15 protein-coding genes are annotated in these 17,681 nt (G+C 36.1%); 3 read left to right on the top strand and 12 right to left on the bottom strand.

The window, feature by feature from the left end:
• Nucleotides 1–444: 444 nt before the first annotated feature.
• The 4 genes from GFH32_RS11760 to GFH32_RS11750 form a co-directional block, all read right to left on the bottom strand.
• Nucleotides 445–1,242 carry an IS3 family transposase gene (locus GFH32_RS11760; RefSeq protein ID WP_317162879.1) on the bottom strand — a complete coding sequence of 266 codons (798 nt, stop codon included), beginning with the start codon at nt 1,240–1,242 and terminating at the stop codon, nt 445–447.
• A 20-nt stretch (nt 1,243–1,262) separates the two neighbouring features.
• Entirely contained in the window at nt 1,263–1,529 is a 267-nt protein-coding gene (locus GFH32_RS18425; RefSeq protein WP_228384123.1) for a transposase, read from the bottom strand.
• 1,266 nt (nt 1,530–2,795) lie between these two features.
• Nucleotides 2,796–3,893, bottom strand: coding sequence for a hypothetical protein (locus GFH32_RS11755; RefSeq protein WP_153511781.1), 1,098 nt, complete (start codon nt 3,891–3,893; stop codon nt 2,796–2,798).
• The gene (locus GFH32_RS11750) at nt 3,883–5,064 is read right to left on the bottom strand and encodes a glycosyltransferase (RefSeq protein WP_160366914.1); all 1,182 of its coding nucleotides are present in this window, start codon (nt 5,062–5,064) and stop codon (nt 3,883–3,885) included. Before GFH32_RS11750 ends, GFH32_RS11755 begins: the two co-directional genes overlap by 11 nt.
• 177 nt (nt 5,065–5,241) lie before the next feature.
• Here GFH32_RS11750 and GFH32_RS11745 point away from each other — a divergent pair, with 177 nt between their 5' ends.
• On the top strand, nt 5,242–6,714 hold the full coding sequence (locus GFH32_RS11745) for a glycoside hydrolase family 130 protein (protein WP_153511779.1): 1,473 nt from the start codon (nt 5,242–5,244) through the stop codon (nt 6,712–6,714).
• A gap of 521 nt (nt 6,715–7,235) precedes the next feature.
• Here the strand turns inward: GFH32_RS11745 and GFH32_RS11740 are convergent.
• From GFH32_RS11740 to GFH32_RS11710, 7 genes are all read right to left on the bottom strand, one after another.
• Complete coding sequence (locus tag GFH32_RS11740; RefSeq protein ID WP_153511778.1) at nt 7,236–7,949, bottom strand: lycopene cyclase domain-containing protein; 714 nt, start codon at nt 7,947–7,949, stop codon at nt 7,236–7,238.
• Nucleotides 7,946–8,404, bottom strand: coding sequence for a sterol desaturase family protein (locus GFH32_RS11735; RefSeq protein WP_153511777.1), 459 nt, complete (start codon nt 8,402–8,404; stop codon nt 7,946–7,948). The genes GFH32_RS11740 and GFH32_RS11735 overlap by 4 nt, the downstream gene beginning before the upstream one ends.
• Before the next feature lie 10 nt (nt 8,405–8,414).
• On the bottom strand, nt 8,415–8,873 hold the full coding sequence (locus tag GFH32_RS11730) for a hypothetical protein (RefSeq protein WP_153511776.1): 459 nt from the start codon (nt 8,871–8,873) through the stop codon (nt 8,415–8,417).
• Nucleotides 8,874–8,875: 2 nt separating this feature from the next.
• Nucleotides 8,876–9,712 carry a phytoene/squalene synthase family protein gene (locus tag GFH32_RS11725; protein ID WP_153511775.1) on the bottom strand — a complete coding sequence of 279 codons (837 nt, stop codon included), beginning with the start codon at nt 9,710–9,712 and terminating at the stop codon, nt 8,876–8,878.
• Nucleotides 9,709–11,190: a phytoene desaturase family protein gene (locus tag GFH32_RS11720; RefSeq protein ID WP_153511774.1), complete on the bottom strand. Its 1,482-nt coding sequence runs from the start codon at nt 11,188–11,190 to the stop codon at nt 9,709–9,711. The genes GFH32_RS11725 and GFH32_RS11720 overlap by 4 nt, the downstream gene beginning before the upstream one ends.
• A 77-nt stretch (nt 11,191–11,267) precedes the next feature.
• On the bottom strand, nt 11,268–11,927 hold the full coding sequence (locus tag GFH32_RS11715) for a MarR family winged helix-turn-helix transcriptional regulator (protein WP_153511773.1): 660 nt from the start codon (nt 11,925–11,927) through the stop codon (nt 11,268–11,270).
• A 1,383-nt stretch (nt 11,928–13,310) separates the two neighbouring features.
• Nucleotides 13,311–14,741 (bottom strand): PKD-like family lipoprotein, encoded by a 1,431-nt coding sequence (locus GFH32_RS11710; RefSeq protein WP_202111302.1) that lies wholly within the window; start codon nt 14,739–14,741, stop codon nt 13,311–13,313.
• A 515-nt stretch (nt 14,742–15,256) separates the two neighbouring features.
• On the opposite strand from GFH32_RS11710, the gene GFH32_RS11705 reads away from it, so the two are divergent.
• Both GFH32_RS11705 and GFH32_RS11700 read left to right on the top strand, forming a co-directional pair.
• On the top strand, nt 15,257–15,430 hold the full coding sequence (locus GFH32_RS11705) for a hypothetical protein (protein WP_153511771.1): 174 nt from the start codon (nt 15,257–15,259) through the stop codon (nt 15,428–15,430).
• A gap of 27 nt (nt 15,431–15,457) precedes the next feature.
• Entirely contained in the window at nt 15,458–17,134 is a 1,677-nt protein-coding gene (locus GFH32_RS11700) for a fibrobacter succinogenes major paralogous domain-containing protein (RefSeq protein WP_153511770.1), read from the top strand.
• A 282-nt stretch (nt 17,135–17,416) separates the two neighbouring features.
• Here the strand turns inward: GFH32_RS11700 and GFH32_RS11695 are convergent, their stop codons facing one another.
• The gene (locus tag GFH32_RS11695) at nt 17,417–17,593 is read right to left on the bottom strand and encodes a hypothetical protein (protein WP_153511769.1); all 177 of its coding nucleotides are present in this window, start codon (nt 17,591–17,593) and stop codon (nt 17,417–17,419) included.
• Nucleotides 17,594–17,681 lie beyond the last annotated feature (88 nt).

Here is a 17,681-nt window from a genome sequence, read left to right as displayed (position 1 = left end):
AATATAAAGATTGCAAAGATTTTTACGGCAAATCGTCCTCCCTATCTACTGATAGTAGCTCCTACAATTCCAAAGGCTATTGGAAAATAAAAGATTATTTAGACGTACTGCGCATATTAGATAATCATGTTTATATCAATTCGAATAAATCTAGTGTTGTTGAGTTGTGTGACTGACTCCAGACTAGAAGCAACGGTTCGAATCAATTCCTAGGAGCTAATTTGAAGACAATCAACGGTCCAATGAATTATAATTCGACCTAAACAGATATGTTGTATTATCTCTATACGAATCTTATGTGATGCTAAGTTAAAAATAGCACATTTCTATATGTGCTATTTTTTTTGTACGTTTGGTTTTAAAAATTAGAACGTTTGGTTTTTGCGTTTATAGGTCGTGTAGCCTTACCCTTTTTCAAACAGTGAATAAATATAAAAACGCGTATTAAGAAACCAATTGTTCTTCAGCGTATAACCATGGGCTTAATCCATTTAAAGCTTTGTGAGGATGATTACTATTGTAATCAATCTGCCATTCATAGGCCAGTGCATTTACGTGGCTGATTGATTCAAATAAATAAGCGTCTAACACATCTTCTCTGAATGTACGATTGAAGCGCTCAATATAAGCATTTTGAGCAGGCTTGCCAGGTTGGATATATTGTATTTCTATTCCATGATCGCTACAAAAATCTTTGAAAACTTTAGCTATAAATTCTGGTCCATTATCTGTTCTGATACGCTTTGGTTTTGCTCTGTGTAACAGTAATTCTTGTATTTTTTGCACCAGCCTTGTTGCAGGAATAGAATAATATGCTTCGTTAAGTAAGGCTTCTCGATTATAATCATCAATAATATTGATAACTCTAAACCTTCTCCCATTAGCTAGAGAATCGCTCATGAAATCGATCGACCAGGTGTCATTAATGGAACCTGGAACAAATAATCGTTCTTTGATTCTAGCTGGTAGGCGTCGTTTTCGCTTCACTCTAAGCTTTAAATTAATATTACGATATACACGAAGCACTCTTTTTCGATTCCATAGAAGACCCTCCATTCGGATCTTACCAAAGTAAGTTTCAAATCCTCGTGTAGGATATTTCGTTGAGAGATCCATCAGTTTATCAATAATGATCTGGTCATCTTTTTTATGAGCATAGTAGTACATACTACGACTCATGCAAACAATTTTGCAGGCTCTATGGATACTGATCCCTTCCGCTTCAATTACACCTTCAATCAGCTCTTTACGTTCACAGAGCTTTAAAGCTTTTTTTCAATGATGTCTTTTAAAATACGATGATCCAAGCTCAAATCAGCAAACATTCGCTTTAAACGGCTATTTTCTTCTTGTAATGCTTTCAACTCTTTCAAATGCTGGGCATCCATACCGCCATACTTTTGCTTCCATTGATAGAAAGTGGATGATGTAATACCATGTTCCCGACAAATGTCGCGTGTCGATTTACCGGATTCATATTCCTTTAGAATACTGACAATCTGATGCTCTGAAAATTTGCTCTTCTTCATAATGTTTAACAAACTAATTTAACATTTTTAATTGGTCTGAAAAACGGGGAAGTCTACCAAAACGGGGAAGTCTACCCTCTCATATTATTAACTAAATGGTTAATGCATTTTCTGTTGGAAATTATGTGATTCGATACTTATATTTCAATTAATTTTTGATCTGTACTAAAAAGATGATATACTTTTATTGAATTGAGCTTATTTACACTTTCATTATTTAAATGAATAAAACTATTCTTAATTAATTGAAAGAGTTTTATCTCCGTTTGATATGTACCAATTATTGAAAGAAGGTAATTCAAATGTGTTAGGTGAGGGTGTCTAGAATATAATTGCTTAACCAATTAGTTCAGTGTAAGTTACATCATAATATGATTAAGGAATATTATTAAATGAACTGATCAATTAAATTTTGAACCGTATTAATACAAAAACACCCAAAACTTGGTGTAGTTTTGGGTGTGAATCTTGTAAAGTATTGAATTACAAGTCTTTATGTGGAGGTAATGAGGGTAGGAATGAAATCTTAAAATCTATTTTGTTTTTCTTGGATGGGTTGAAAATTTAATTGCATTAAAGAATTGTGCAGTGAACGGAGGTATCTCAAGTAAATTAATTCACAACTGATGGATGCGACTAACTATAAAAGTTGATTATTCATATCGATTTTCGATGTTACCAACGCTTTGAAATTTGCTCATTCATGTTTCTGGTGTTTTGACTTAAATGTATTTTAATTAATTTTAATAAAAAGCGTGACACATTAGTATCGTCACTTCTGGTAAAGATCCGTTAGTTTATCTATGTAGGAGGTAAATTGATTTCGAAAAAATATAGCAATAAATATATTCTGATTTTTCTTCTGAATATTTTACAGTTTTAACAGAGAAGCTATTGTATTACTAGTTGAATAGGTTGTTAATCGTGTGCGCTTTGTTCAAAATATTTTCATTTGTTGATAACTAATTTTTAATTGTGTGTTGATGCAAACCTTTTAGATGCCAGGTGAGTTAGAGTGTTGCTTGCTGGAGTGATATTCGTTTAATTATAAGTCATTTATCCTTCAAATTATCTGTTTTTAGCATGCTTCAGTCTTTTTCAATAAACAACATAATTAAAATTGGTTTCATAGATGTTGCTAAGATTTTTAATTTTTTAAAATAGCAATGAAATATATTTTGTACTTCGAGGCTTAGGTCGCACATATCAAATTTATAATTGCGTACAAAAGTTTCTTTTCCAAGAGCCGAATCAATTCTAGCAGCGTCAAAAAGGATTATGAAACTGCTGTATAAGTTTATACGACGTCCAAAATGCAATATTACTTTCAGCGCCTTGGTTTTTATTTACGCCGTAGCTTTCTAGACCATCGTAACAAGATTTTTCTTCTGCGTTAAAGAGTGATTGTTTTTGATCATTTTCTCCTAAATACCATAGAAAAGCTTGTCTCGCGCGATTTAAGTAATTAGATTCTTCGTTTTCATGGTATAGTTGTAAATATAACATGATGGTGCTTGGGATTTCAATCGCTTGTTGACCATTGCGATTCGGGCGCTCATTTTTTATATACCATCCCGCGTTGCCAATACCAGAAAAGTGGTTGGCTGGGAATGTGCTCGCTTCCAAAAACAAAATAGATTCATATGCGATGCTGGCCCACGCTGAAGAATTGAAATATTGAGAAGCGCGCAGTAGGCTCAATGGAATAATTGAATTATCATACGTGATTATGTTTTCGTACCAAGGCCATGTCGCAGTGGAATTAGTTTGGAATTCATCAGCGAGAAATGTTGCAAACTGGAATGCGATTCGATGATATTGCTCATCGCCTGGGCTAAATTCTAGGGCGTGTACTAATCCCATTAGGCTATATGCGACGGCACGTACCGACTTGAACGATTTTATAGTAGGCATACCGCGATTGAATAAATCACAGATAATGGGATGATAAGATGACCAGCTTGGTTGGGATAGGACAAAGCCCAAACTCCAAATACAGCGGGCGATAGAATCATCTGATGCCGTTTCATCTAGAAATTGATTTTCAAAATTCATAAAATTTCGAAAAATTCCCTCCTCGGTTTGTGCATATTGAATGAACGATAAATAGGTACGAAATAACGATTCCTCTAACAATTTGTCCCATGATCTGTTAGACAATGCTAAGAGATATAACGCTCGACTCACATCGTCTAAACAATAACCGTGATGATAATTGGGAATCTGATAAATCGCGTGTTGAAATATTCCAATACCATTACTTAGGCGATGAATATAAGTTAGATCAAACTTTTCTTCTTTTATAAATTTTTCAATTTGTCTTTCGAGCTTTCGATCGTTGGCTCCTTGTCCATTAACTTCCAATTCGACTCCTATTTTGAACGTTTGCTAGTACTATAGTTTTTCTGATTCGATTTTTGCGAGGCATTTGAGACAGCGAATTTGTTCCTGCGACAACTTCTTTAACTAGCATCAATTGCTGTTTTCCCACATTGGACCATGACATCTTTTTGCCGTAAACTAATGCCTTGTTACGGTAGCTATTCATCAGCAATGAGTTGTTAATTAAGCTTTTTATACAGTAGGCAAGACCATCGGAATCATTGAAATCAAAGAAGCATCCGCGTCCTTGCGCTAGCAAATCTTTAGCATAAGCATAAGGGGTTGAAATGACGGCCGCACCTGCACCTAAGGCAAAGGAAAGTGTTCCACTGCTCATTTGATTCGCATCTGGGTAAGGAGTTACGTAAATATCACATGCCTTTAAGTAAGTTTGCAACAAAGTATCACTGGCAAATTTGTCTACGAAGCGCACTTTGCCAGTTAGCTTGTGACTTGCAGCACGTTGTATTAATTCTTGTTTATAGGAATCACCCTCTTGCAGATATACATTTGGATGTGTTGTACCCAATATGATATATATGAAATTTTCTTCTTTTATCTGAGACACTGCGTCGATAGCCACTTCATAACCTTTACTTCTTCCAAGTAGGCCAAAGGACAGCATTACAATTTTGCCTTCGAGGCCCAGCACTTCTCTAGCATCTTCTGCACTTATTTGGAAGTCCGGAACGCCGTGCGGAATGTGTCGAACTTTCGCTTTGGGAATACCGTAGTTTTGCAACAAGACATTAACGGCACGTGTTGTCATTACAGTGATAAGAGTAGATAATTTTGAGCAATTTTCAATTACTTCACGTTCAGAAGCACTAGGGTTCTCCAATACGGTATGTAGATTAGAAATCACGGGAATTTGAATTTTTCTGAGTAGATCGAGAATATATTTGCCCGCTTCTCCAGCGAATAACCCAAACTCGTGTTGTAATATACAACAATCATAATTCTGAGTAGCAATCCATTCTGCCGCTCGTAAGTATTCACTCGGAAGATCAAATAAAAACTTATATTTGACTTCTTTTGGAAAACTCTTTTCCGTACCATTCGAAACTGCTAAAATACTAACATCTACACCTTGAGCGGCCAAAGACTTGTATAAATCATGACTAAAGGTGGCGATACCACATTTTCGCGGCAAGTAGCTGCTGATAATTAATATTTTCATTCGATTGATCTATTAGTGAAATGTCGGTGCGACTCGCTATTATAACAACTGAAAGGGCTAAATTGTTCTCCCTTGCGGGAAAGTATTTAGAAAGTGTCAAACATCAGTCGAAGATATCTGTTGTTAAGTTGTTTTCCTAAGACATTAGACATGGGGATTGTTGTAAATCGTAAAAATATATTCTTTAAACCGAAGTTAGATCGTGTCTTGGCGCGAAAGTTTGTCCTGTCTCAAGAGCGCACGATTAAGATCGTTCAGCGCGTTTTGAAGATGAGTTCCGCTCAAAAGGTGGGTTTGATTACGCAAATACTACGAAACTACGCTGGTCGGCATCGGAGCATCTTGAATATTTTAGAACGTAATTTTTTAGTGGCTGAATCGGCATTGAAGGTGTTAAATATTCAAGTGCAGCAGCTTTCAGAAGACGATCGCATGCTGATAGGTTCATTTTTCACCATGGAATATTCTATCGAAGCCGCAGCCTATTTTAACCCTTCAATTGTAATTTCTCCTGACCAATCGCAAACTTTAGAAGGGGAGAAGAGGATTATTTTGAGTTTTCGTGCAGTTGGAGAAGGCCATCTCTCATCTATTGTTTTTTGCTCAGCACTTATCGATAATCATAACGACATTCATATTGACGCCGTAGGGACATTGTTGGATAAGCCTAAGCAAATCAAGAACCACATATATAAGAAAGACGATTTTTTGAATAAACTGCGAGAATTACAACAGGCTGATGACTACTTTTATAAAATCGTTGATGTTAAATTAACAAATAGTTTTACTTATGATGAGCTCCAACGATTTGTAAGGGAGATTAAGGCTGAAGAAGATCTAAATCACGAGGCAAATATTTTAATGCAACAAATGCTTTGGCTTGCTTCATCTCATTACGAGATTGCGTATTCACATGACACTTTAATCTCTGAGCGGGTTATTTTTCCTATAAGCGACACTGAAAAGAATGGAATTGAAGATGCTCGTTTTGTGCGCTTCGTTTCTGAAAAAGGAACTGTGACATACTACGCGACGTACACGGCGTATGATGGACATTCCGTTTTGCCTAAACTCTTATCGACTAAGGATTTTGTTCATTTCAAAGTGCAGCCGCTAAATGGCAAAATAGTAAACAAAGGTGCCGCATTGTTCCCTAGGAAGATTAACGGCAGCTATGCGATGCTTTGTCGTGTTGATGGAGAAAATAGTTATATCGTTTTTTCTAAATCTGTCACGGATTGGCATTCAGATATTACCTTAATTGCTGAACCAGAGTTTCCTTGGGAATTTATTCAAGTAGGTAATTGCGGATCACCTATAGAGACTTCTGAAGGATGGTTGGTTATTACACATTCTGTTGGACCTATGCGTGAGTATGCGATTGGCGCAATGTTGCTCGACTTGGACAATCCAACACACGTTATTGGCAAATTAAAAAGACCTTTGCTCTGGGCAAATGAAGAAGAACGTAATGGATACGTACCGAATGTTGTTTACTCATGTGGCCAGATCATCCACAATGGAGAGTTAATATTACCATACGCATATTCTGATCAGGAATCTACTTACGCGACGATAAACTTAAAGGAACTGTTAAGTGAACTAATTGAATCGATGACCTAAAAATTCATTTACTTAATTTATCATTTTATTGTTGATCGGTATTGAAACTTATATCGAATATCCTATTAGAAATGAACGAGGTAGCATGCTTCACCGCGTATTTCAACGAAAATTTTTTAGCTAGTGCTTGCAGACAACTGACAAATAGGATTAGTTTCTATGATAAACATGATTATAATTTCTTCACGAACAGATTGAGATCTCTGATCTTTTTTTTTAATCAATAAATGAGTAGAGAATGCATGCCTCGAAGCTAATTGCTCTTTAGTAAATACCAGTGAATGATTCCAGGAAAATATTTAGCAGGATAGCTCTTGTTGTAGCAATTTCGTATTCAAAAGACCAGATAATTAACAGAATATTTAACCAAGTACATTTTGCTTGGCTATCGTACATAAAACTATCACTGAATTGCATGTTGAAAGAAACTAAAGTTTCAGTATTGGAGTTGGATTATAAAAACTATTATAAGTAAAGCGAAGCATAAATATGTCGTCTATACATTGTTATGGAAGCACAGATTATTTAGAAAGTGCCGTTGACTTTTTCTCCTGTTTTAACTTAAATATCATGAAAAAGTAGAGTACTAGTATAAATTGCGCGTACCCATAAACTGCATCTTCAATTGGAATAGTACCTATGCGTATGCCGAGAAAATCTCCAGGATTATAATTTACGATCGGAGCGTTTAATGCCGTTCCTGTCAGTATGCCATTTACAGGGAAAAAACCTAACATTAGAATGCTATAAACTAGGGAGGCTTTAGCTATCCAAATTACACGTACTACAAAATGAAGATAGATAATACTAAATAGGGTTACAAGTGCTGTTACTAAAGTGTAAATTTTATCATAGTGCAATAGAGCGGCTAATGAACAAGTAATTACTGTAATGAATGCAATTAAATTGTTGAATCCCGATAGCCAGTCTAATTTGAAGAATTTGTCTATACAGAAGTATGTGAATACGCAGGAAAAAGGAATACAGATAAAAAATAACCATTCTTCAATTGGTAATTCTGCGACTTGAAAACCAAGAGTATAAGTCTTATTAAACCACCAAACTCCTTTACTTGTAAACCAAATGTCCCAAGCAATAAATGGCACCGCTGTAATTAGTGCAGCTAGAATAAATGGACGAAAGTATTCATTGAATCTGATTCTCTTATCGAAGGACGCTAAGAAACAGATGATAACCGTAAAAAATAATACAAGTATGTAGGTGTAAGCGATCATTTTTTCTGATTGATGAAATAGAATTTAAAATATTTGAGCGGTACATAGAGAAAGCCAAAACATTCACCATCTTCCTTAGTTAAGTATTTATGATGTTGTTTATGAGCGCGACGAAGGGCAAGAAAATAAGGGTTATTTGTGCGCGAGAAACACTTTAAGCGCTGATGTATGAATAGGTCGTGAACAAAAAAATAGGCCATTCCGTAGAGCATGATTCCTAAGCCAATAAAAAATAAGTAGTTGTAATCTCTAAGAGATCCAAAATACATCAATAATATGGTTGGTATAGCAAAAATGATAAAGAAGTAATCGTTCTTTTCAAGAGCAGTTTTATTACTGTGATCATGGTGATCTTTGTGTAGTACCCATAAGAATCCATGCATAATATATTTATGGATCAGCCAAGTCGCACCCTCCATTAAAATAAATACTGATAATGTAATTAATAGATTCATATCTTTTAAATTATCGATTTAAAATTGCTTCTATATCTTTTAACAGCGTCATTGAGGTAATCTGATGTTTGTTTTTCTTAATAAAATCTGAATCCTCTTTGATATTAGTTTGGTAGCCCAAAAATGCAGGTGTATTCTTTTGAATAGAAAGTCTGATAAATCTTATTTCTGCATTACTGGGCGCTTTTTCAATCGCAAGTTCTATGTTTTTCTTCCCGGTTTTAAAGGTTTTTAGTTTACTTATAGGACTAAAAGTATGATTTGCCCAAATAGTTTGATATCCACCTAAATAGGCTTGTCGAATCGGAAGATTTACATAGTTTTCACTCAGCTTATCAATCATTTTCTTACATAGATCCTTATCTTCAACGACTTTTTTAAAGTTGCTTCTTATCGAATCTAAACTCGTTAAACTGGCATTCAAATTTAAAAATATGCAAGCGACTACAATTAAAGTATTCCAGGTCATGATTATAGATTAGCTGTTTTATATCTTACATAACTTTTAAAGGCAACATAGGCTTTTATTGAATTGGGTACCTGTATTCGATTGTTGAGAATTTCCTTTGAGGACTTTCTTTTTATTTTATGTAATAGCGATAAATAGTATTTATAAGCTAAATAGACACCAAACATCGCGGAATTGGGAAGCTTTTTAATCCCAACTAAGGCTTCTTTGAATTCCTCTTCGGTTTCTCTTTCAATTTGATGTTTTACTTGATTATCAAATACTTTCATGTCAATATTCGGGAAATAGGTTCTTCCTAAAATATGATAGTCATCCTTTAAATCTCTTAAAAAATTGATCTTTTGAAATGCAGAACCTAGCTTCATTGCATATGGTTTAAGTTCTTCATATTTCTCTTTATTTCCTTCAGTAAATACTTGTAAGCACATCAAACCAACGACTTCCGCGGAGCCAAAAATATATTCTTTGAACAATTCAGTGCTGTAATCAATGTTCTTTAAATCCATTTCCATGCTATGTAAAAATTGTTCAATCAATTTCTTATCTATTTCATATCGATTTACAATTTCTTGAAAGGAATTCAAGATAGGATTGATAGATATTCGTTCATTTATTGCATTTTCAGTCTCTATCCTTAGCCTTTTTAAAAGTTTTTCTTTGTCGTATCCATGGAAGCTGTCGACAATTTCATCTGCTAAACGAACATATCCATAAATAGCATAAATAGCTGGTCTTATACTAGGTTTTAGCGCTAAGATTCCTAAAGAAAAACTTGTACTATATTTTTTCGTAATTATTTCGCTTACGGAGTAAGAAAGTTCATCAAATAATTGTTTCATATAGTTTTGAGATTTAGTTTTATAATTTCGTTAGCAACTATTCTTCCGGAAATAATCGCTGGGGGTACGCCAGGACCAGGGACAGTTAATTGCCCCGTGTAAAATAAATTGTTGAGCTTTTTATTTTTGATTTTAGGTTTCAAAACCGCTGTTTGTTTGAGCGTATTGGCTAATCCGTAGGCGTTGCCACCATACGCATTATAATCTGCCATAAAATCCTTAACACAATAGCTTTTTTTATATTCGATTTTTGAGATTAAATCACTTACTCCGGTATGTCGCTCTAACCGATTCAACATGTCCTTTAAGTATCGTTCTCTGGTAGCTTCATCATCGTTGATGTTTATCGCTAAAGGCATTAATAGGAACAAATTCTCTTTACCTTTTGGAGCAACACTTGGATCGCTTTTAGATGGGCAACATGCATAAAATAGGGGTTTTTCAGGCCATTTCTTTTCTTTATAAATTGATCTGATATGCTCATCTAAATCATTTTCGAAAAATAGAGTATGGTGCTTTAGTTTTGTTATTTGTTCGCTAATCCCCAAATAATAAATCAGACAGGAGGGAGCAAATGTTCGAGATTTCCAATATTCTTCATTATAATTTCGAAATTCTTCTGGCAAAAGCGATTCTGAATGATGATAGTCGGAAGAGGCAACTACGGCATCAAAATCATGTAACTCTCCGTTGATCATGAGGGAGGTCACCTTGTCTTTTTGCACGTTTATTTTCTCAACCGTATGATTGAAATGAAAAACTGCACCTTGTATCTCTGCAACTTTCTTCATGGCTAAAACAACTTGATAAAAACCACCCATAGGATAATGTGTGCCTAAGCCATAGCCTCCATAATTCATTAAGCTATATAAAGCTGGTATCTTGTCAGGTGAAGCCCCCAAGAATATAACAGGAAACTCCATCAACGTGCGCAGTTTATCGTTTTTAAAATACTTGCCGACGTAGTCTTTAAAATTGGACAGCAAATCCAATTTAAGAGAGCTTTTTGCAATTTTGTAAGAAGCAAATTCTAGCCAGCTATAAGACGGTTTATTTACAAATTCTTTCATGCCGACTTCGTATTTAAACTTTGCGGAAGTCATGAATTTTTCCAAGTGCAATCCGGCACCGCTTTCTATTTCTTCAAATAATGATTTCAAGTCATCAAAATCTTTTGGAATATTGATTTTATCATCTGAAAAAATCATTTCGAATTGCGGGTCTAACGATTCTAAACGATAAAAATCGGCAGCTTTAAATTCAAAATCTGTAAAGAAGCTTTCTATGATATCCGGCATCCAATACCAACTTGGTCCCATGTCGAAAACGTAACCTTGATTCGTTGAAAACTGCCTTGCTCTACCTCCAGGTTGACTGTGTTGCTCAAAAACATGAACCTCACATCCAAATTTCGCTGCGTAAGCAGCAGCTGATAAACCAGAAAATCCAGAACCTATAATGGCTATTTTTTTTCTCATAATTTATTGAGGTTGTAAGTTACATGCATATTTTTCTTTTCGAATCGAAGTTGACGTAATGGCATAGTTTATTTATATTATTTTTTTAGGCTGCTACTTAATCCGACTTCTAGTAGTTGACTTGAATCGATATTTTTTTCGTAAATAGGAAGATGGAAATCATTTAATTTACTCAATAACCTGATTAGCTCAGTTTTCTCTTTTTCGGATAAATCGCCACTAACGATATTTGTAGCTTGACGAATCTTAATCATTTGATTTTCCAATGCCTCAATTCCTTCATTCGTAATACTGATAATTTTGCTTCTTTTATCAGAATCATTTTTCTCTTGAATTATCCAACCTTTAAGCATTAGCCTATTGATAATCAATATACCGATGGGTTTTTCATGAACATTTTTCTTGATCAGTTCCATCTTCGTCATTTTTCCAAATGCTCTTAGGTTTATCAAATAAATAAAATCCTCTTGTGAAGTAAATTCTGATCCAAGAATTGCCGCCTTCGAATAATTCTTGCCGAATCTATTCATATGTACAATTAGCGTACTTATGATACTCTCTTTACTTCTTCCATTTACTTTCCCCTCCCAATTGGGATCTGCATCCACTGAGTTGTAATGGGTATTCTTCACCAGCCATTGTTTAAAACTTTCAATATCAGCATGGGGAGAAGAATCTGTACTTACTTCGAACTCTTCAACAAGTTCAAGTACATCTTTAATAAGTTGATAGTTCATTCTAGATTATTGTTGAACAAATATATAAATTTTATAGTATATATATAAACTAAATTTAAAGATTTTTAGTTTATATGTAAACAATGATGAAGATGTTGTGCATATGTCTTATTAATTTTTGCTTATCAATAGCGTTTTATCCGTATATAAAATAATCTTATTACGGATTTTGTTTGATCGTAATTGTAAGGAATAAATATTTAAACAGAATTTGCTCAATCATTTGTTTTTATCGTATGGAATTGTTTAGGTTCAGGGAAAAAGTTGCCTCGACAAACATTATGGTTAGGTTTTATTTATTAGTTTAACCGATGTTCAGAGGTACTTTTTCGGAGTTATATTCTAATAGAAAATCCTCATATGCATCCATCCATGACGCCTATTAAAATTATTTTATAAATTTATCGAGGTGTTTTTCGAGCGTTTGACGCCGTAAATTTTTCAAGATAATTTCTCCGTGAACATAAATTAAGAGATTTTTTTCGGAATCGAAATCAATATTTTAGAATTTTTCAGCTTCTATACAACTACCATTTTTTTTGAGATTGCAAAAATTGAATTGCGACAACACTGATTATCAAACTAATACTGCGACGGCTACTCATCGTTTCAATTTTCGACTGTCTTTCGTACTAGAGGAAGGTGCTTGCAAGCTGCTGTTTTTGGGTCAGTTGTTGATGCGTCAAGTTTGGAACCCCAATATTTATTGGTTGTATAACTGATTTCAATCCAATAATTTTTCTCGGTCAACACATTAATCGTCGTTCCGTCGTTCTATTTCGTTAATATCTGTGTAAAACTTGGCATTTCCTTCATGAAGCCGCTTTTTTTGGATAGAACGTTAGCTGGCGCTAAAGGTCTAGTGGATTATTTAATTAATTTATATCATTAATAAAAGGATTGATCCTTGTCGCTTACGAAGTGCTTTTTAACGCAGTTTTAAAGTGATTTTTGACGTAGTTTTTTAATATATTTAATTCTTCATAGATACCTTTGTTTGAGCGGTTTTTATGGCGACTTAATATAGGTACCTGTTATATTTTGGATGGCAAATTCTGAATTTATCGATCGAACAGTACCTTCATCTCATTTACTCCAAGGATTAAGTAAGCACGCAGGTTTTTTGCAAGTGTTATCTCTGCTATTAATGCTCATAGCGTTTAATGATGTTTTTATGTGCTATTTTTGTTAGGACCTTTCTCCCTGGGAGTACATAGAGCTATCCAGCAATTTTTTCACGACCAAGTTAAATTTTTAAAATTATCATGGAGAAAATATACAAAAGTTGATTGTTGTTTAACTCGAAGTCGACTTAAGTTGAATGGGCTCATTTGTGTATTGAACAGGAAATAAGCCCTGTTTCACTTTCTGAATACTTGTTGCTTAGAATCGCTCTTTGTAGGCAACATCAACGACTTTTTCGAAACCGCGAAAGCTTGATTGTAATTGAATTGGCCTATTAATACTTGGTACCGTATAAACAGAAAATTCGCCGCTTTTTCTTGGGACTTTTACATCATGAGAGGCTAGTGCCAAATCGTACTGCATTTGCATATACTGATCTTTAAGTCCCGTTAAATGTAGCTTCGGAAACTTTAACATCGTTATTTGTTTATCTGATAAGTCGAGCATTTTATACGTCTTTTTATTGGAGAAATCGAACTCATACAATCGACCTTTTACGCTGTAAAATAAATAGCCAAATGTGGGACTAACGGCAAAATTCTCTGCCTTTGTAATCGATTCTCCGGTAATTTCATCGAAGGATAGGAACTGCCCGCTTAATAACATGCGCGCCAGAAATACTTTCTGCGTTATCGAGTCTTGTAGTACAGCGAATACTTCACCTCCGTTGTACTTTGTATAGGTCATGTAAAGAAGTTTTTTCTGATTCGTATCTATTTCCGGAAAGAGTAAGGGGAAGCAGTTGATTCCTGTTCCAGGATATCGATAAAAAGCATTGTTGTCCTGATTAAAGAGGATGCATATGGGTTGATAGGACTTGTCGGATGCTGCGACAAATGGTGAGGCTCGAAAGGTTTGTTCGTTGACTCGATTGATCGCGGGGCGAAATTCGTAGGCGTAAGGTTTTAGGAAAACCGATCCATTGGTGTGAAGGACTTCAAACATTGGACCTGCAGCTTCCAGTCTGCTGTCGGAAAAATCGTTAAATGAGGTGTTTGGGAGCGTGTTTTTGAAGTCGTAAGTTGCTTCACTATTGAAATTATCATAATTGAAGGCATATCCACCTTCATTAGTGAGGACATAATTCAAGAATCCTTCATAAACATCGTTTGTTCTTGCTGTAACTATCGCTATGGGACGACCATTGATGGCGAAGTTTCCTCCCATTTCGTTAATGATGTCGGTATAAACCCGATTATTTCCCTTATACACATTGACCATGTCTATACGTGCGTTGCCATCGTCATCGTTTAGCACTAACCAACCTTCGTACCCCTGGTTTGTCATTGCAAGCTTAAATGTCTTTAGTGCAAATATTCCACTTTTTTTATCTGTCACTCGAAGGTACATTTCAATTTCGCCCAAGCTGAGGTCTAATACGGTGTCTAAGTTGATGGTGTTCGAAAAAAATCGTGGGGCAATGCCCTGCGTACCGCTTTCAATACCAATGAACCATTCAAAAGTGTAATCTGAAGGATCAATTTTGTTTTGCATAGTAGAGGATAGCTGCGGTTTGATGATTAATTTTTCACCTTCGTTCACAATGTATAAGCTATCGACGTCGTTAATCTGAAGCTCGTCAATGCTATAGTAGGCATAGCTGCCTAGATCTTTTTGGCAACTTTGCAGATCCTCGCATTGGGGCTTGGTCGACGCGCCATCGATCTGGCAGGCATAGAATTATTTCAGGGCTAATTCCGTGATTTTTGTTGTCACGTAGAATTAGGTGTCGAGTTGTCTTCGCTGTCCTTTTTTTCTTGAAGATCTTGTTTTTCTAAATTTTTGCAACAATCGCTTGGTAACACACTAAGGCTGGTTAGTTTATTGAGGGAAATCCTGTAGTGTTCAGTTGACAATAAATAAATTTATTAGAAAATAAAAGCACTAAATTTCTTAAAAATATCCCTATAGGACAGTTTGTTTGTTGTAATTAAATAATTGATTTGTTTTTGTGATTCCTATCATTTTTCCGCTAGCGAAGTGCTGGTAATATTGTTCGATCATTATGCTCATTGAAAAGCCAAATGGGTTGAAGAAGTATTCGCCTGAAACAGGGGAGCGTGTACAGGATTATTTGGAGCCATCTACAACGTGTATATAAACGGACGAATGTCCATCTACTAAAATATAATTATTAATACGCTATGAAAAAGAAAAAGCGTCCTTATTCGACCCCTCTGATTGATATTAATGTCGTGGAACTTGAAACTTGCCTTGCTGCGAGCTCTCCAAAAATCATCCCTGCTAAGGAATCTGCCTTACAACCAGATGTAATTGAAATGGAGGTTGAAGAGGTGAAGAAGAACCTAGATTTTTAAATGTGGTATTGATTTAAGCTATTGAACATGGAAACTATAAACCTACGAAACTTTTTAATCCTATTTTTGGCCGTACCGCTGATGTTATTTTCCTGTACTTCGAAACAAGATGCGCTGGATAATCAGCAGACAGAACTATCGATTCTACGAATGGAATCAAACGTTTACGAGTCTACAGCGGTCGTTTTTTCTGGCGGTGCGCTGCGCGCAAGTGAAGTCAGTAATCCAAGTCTTGTTAATCGAGGCTTGTCCCAATCGCTGGTTGCTGCTCACTCGGAGCTGTTAAGTGTGGCAAGTGAACGGGAGGCTTTGGGAAGCGCTAAGCAACTGCAAGGTAGTCTTGGAGAAAAAAAGAGTGAAATTATTAAAACTTATTCGTCCTTAATTAAGTTAGAAAATGGCGTTGCCTACCGCATGTTGCTTTACCGCGTGGTGAACAATTCGGAGCGTTTTGATCAGGCGGTTGATTTGGTGTCGGGGGTGTCGACGACAATCTCATTAAGTCAGGGGGTACATTACCGCTGGTATGCCTATTCTTTCAATTCTCCTGAAGTACTTCCGACGGTCTTGGATATGAATAACCCCAGCGTAAACAGTCGGTTCGATCAGCCACTGCTCTATACCTCGGGTAACTTTACTGCCGTCGCTGGGGAACAGGCCTTAGACCTTGTTTTTAAACATGAACTTGCAAAGGTGCAAATTGACTTAGACGTCCGCGGTTTAAATGCGGATATTGTTTCTGTGACGGCCAAATTTGCGTCAAGCTATGTTGTGCAAACTGGTAGCTTCGATCTAAAGCGTGGAACGATGGGTGCAGCTCAAAATAGGCTGGAGTTGCAGCAGCTTCCCTTGAGTTTCACGAAGGATAAAGATCAAACGAAAGGGCGCCTGCAAGTTGCATATTATCATGCTTTCCCAAATACAAGCCATGCAGCCTTTACCATTAACTTGACTGAACTAACCGTTAAGTATGAGTCGGGTGGTTCGCGCCAACTCATCAATAATTCGACAAGCAAGACGGTAGATTTTTGCGGTTATTCGCCTGCTATTGGCCGAACATCATTGGCTACTATCAACTTTTTGGAAGGAGGATTTACAATTGCAGGTGTCACCTGGTCCAAAGCGAATCTTTACTATGATGGGTCGTCGGCCAGTTATAAATTTCGGGAAGATTGCAGTTATAATTATTTTAGGAATCTCAATAGTTATGGCTTGCTGGAATATCCGGACAAATTCACGCAAAATTATGCTGCTTCGGATTATTGGTACTGGATGAGTTTACTTCCCAACCAGCGGAGAAGCAACTGGTTAAGTACAGGAGATGATCCCTGTAAATTAGTGAAGCCAGAAGGCGTCTGGCGCCTACCTACGGATGCCGATTTTGGGAATTTAGCGAATCAAGCGAATACGACTGAGGAGCTGGGATATGACGTGATTGGTGATGCGTCGACCCGATACGTGAAATATAAAAATAAATCTAATACGAATTTCTTGAAATTAAAGTTCGATGGAAAGTATAACTCGTCGCTTTCGGCACTGGAAATGCCCAACTACCTATACCTGTGGACCTCTAGCAAAACATCGAAAACGAATGGGGAAGTCGCCATCTACTTTCGACATGACTTTGGCACGAATAACGGTTATACCTCAACGGTTGCAGATAATTTGAATTATCGTCAATATAATATTCGTTGTGTACGCTAGGATGATGTGCTTGATATGTTGAGAAATCGATAATGTTCGTCAGCGTTTGATTCTTCCGAAATATCCTTGTTTATTGTTGTGCGTTTTTGAGAAGCTGCTTATGAGTGATGGTTAACATGCCCTCGTTTTATAAGCAGCTCTTGATGAAAATCATCGGGAGCAAGCTCCATAAATTTAAACAAATTCAGCATCGCTGACGAGAATTTTGGATTCACCCCAGACGTTTTGGTACTAATTTTTTTTCGGAAATGAGCAACCGGATGGGCTTGCGCAATGTACAGTTTACAGGGTAAATCCACCGCTAGATCGCTCGGTTTGATCTTGCCAATCTTCGATCTCGGGCTGATAGGTTGGGTTGTCTCCACCAAAAGAAACCTTCGTTGATCCGGCCGCTATGCTGCTTTCCAGTTCGACTTCCTGACTATTTATTTTAGGGGAATTATAAAATAATTTGTTCATACTAATACTTAGTGATTGTGTAATGCGGCTGCAAAAGTAAGCACTCATGCCATGAATTTTCAGGAATTAAGTGCGAATACTTAAATAG

This window comes from Sphingobacteruim zhuxiongii, from assembly GCF_009557615.1.
GTDB classification, from domain to species: Bacteria; Bacteroidota; Bacteroidia; order Sphingobacteriales; family Sphingobacteriaceae; genus Sphingobacterium; species Sphingobacterium zhuxiongii.
The sequence above is the reverse complement of the archived record's forward strand: the minus strand, read 5'-3'. Positions and strand labels throughout refer to the sequence as shown.

What these genes read in the sequence shown, in the direction of transcription:
- GFH32_RS11695 (WP_153511769.1), bottom strand. Translation starts at nt 17,593, where the DNA reads ATGAACAAATTATTTTATAATTCCCCTAAAATAAATAGTCAGGAAGTC.
- GFH32_RS11725 (WP_153511775.1), bottom strand. Translation starts at nt 9,712, where the DNA reads ATGAAACAATTATTTGATGAACTTTCTTACTCCGTAAGCGAAATAATT.
- GFH32_RS18425 (WP_228384123.1), bottom strand. Translation starts at nt 1,529, where the DNA reads ATGAAGAAGAGCAAATTTTCAGAGCATCAGATTGTCAGTATTCTAAAG.
- GFH32_RS11715 (WP_153511773.1), bottom strand. Translation starts at nt 11,927, where the DNA reads ATGAACTATCAACTTATTAAAGATGTACTTGAACTTGTTGAAGAGTTC.
- GFH32_RS11740 (WP_153511778.1), bottom strand. Translation starts at nt 7,949, where the DNA reads ATGATCGCTTACACCTACATACTTGTATTATTTTTTACGGTTATCATC.
- GFH32_RS11745 (WP_153511779.1), top strand. Translation starts at nt 5,242, where the DNA reads ATGGGGATTGTTGTAAATCGTAAAAATATATTCTTTAAACCGAAGTTA.
- GFH32_RS11705 (WP_153511771.1), top strand. Translation starts at nt 15,257, where the DNA reads ATGAAAAAGAAAAAGCGTCCTTATTCGACCCCTCTGATTGATATTAAT.
- GFH32_RS11730 (WP_153511776.1), bottom strand. Translation starts at nt 8,873, where the DNA reads ATGACCTGGAATACTTTAATTGTAGTCGCTTGCATATTTTTAAATTTG.
- GFH32_RS11720 (WP_153511774.1), bottom strand. Translation starts at nt 11,190, where the DNA reads ATGAGAAAAAAAATAGCCATTATAGGTTCTGGATTTTCTGGTTTATCA.
- GFH32_RS11735 (WP_153511777.1), bottom strand. Translation starts at nt 8,404, where the DNA reads ATGAATCTATTAATTACATTATCAGTATTTATTTTAATGGAGGGTGCG.
- GFH32_RS11700 (WP_153511770.1), top strand. Translation starts at nt 15,458, where the DNA reads ATGGAAACTATAAACCTACGAAACTTTTTAATCCTATTTTTGGCCGTA.